This is a genomic window from Flaviramulus aquimarinus, from assembly GCF_039543205.1.
Lineage (GTDB): Bacteria > Bacteroidota > Bacteroidia > Flavobacteriales > Flavobacteriaceae > Flaviramulus_B > Flaviramulus_B aquimarinus.
Genome location: NZ_BAABJH010000004.1, coordinates 1 through 596, shown reverse-complemented (window position 1 = coordinate 596; position 596 = coordinate 1). Strand labels below are relative to the sequence as shown.

Annotated in this window: 2 protein-coding genes; both read left to right on the top strand. The window is 47.1% G+C overall.

The features are described 5' to 3' along the window. Positions 1–247, top strand: a 247-nt coding sequence (locus ABD941_RS10680; protein WP_345274128.1) for a hypothetical protein, incomplete at its 5' end; no start/stop codon positions are given. Positions 248–331: 84 nt separating this feature from the next. Next, complete coding sequence (locus ABD941_RS10675; protein WP_345274127.1) at positions 332–520, top strand: hypothetical protein; 189 nt, start codon at positions 332–334, stop codon at positions 518–520. Positions 521–596 lie beyond the last annotated feature (76 nt).

Sequence of the window (596 nt, the reverse complement as noted above, 5' to 3'; positions counted from 1 at the left end):
TGGTGCCGTGTATGTAATGTCTATAGGTGCTGTAACTGTAAAGTCAGCTGTTTCGGTAATGGTCTCACACAGATCCGTAATGGTCCATGTAACGGTAACCGAACCGCCATCACAAAGTACAGGAGCAGATGCAGTAGCACTGTTATCAGTTAGTACCGGAGTACATCCATTTGCAATGTTGAATGCAGCGGTCTGTGCCGTTACCCAATTGCTGAATGCGGTGTCCAGATCGCCCTGTGTTGCATAATCGCAAGCATTTGAGCTATCATCAGCTGGTGCCGTGTATGTAATGTCTATAGGTGTTGTAACTGTAAAGTCAACTGTTTCGGTAATGGTCTCACACAGGTCCGTAATGGTCCATGTTACGGTAACCGAACCGCCATCACAAAGTACAGGAGCAGATGCAGTAGCACTGTTATCAGTTAGTACCGGAGCACATCCGTTTGCAATGTTGAATGCAGCGGTCTGTGCCGTTACCCAATTGCTGAATGCGGTGTCCAGATCGCCCTGTGTTGCATAATCGCAAGCATTGGAGCTATCATCAGTTGGTGCCGTGTATGTAATGTCTATAGGTGCTGTAACTGTAAAGTCAGCTG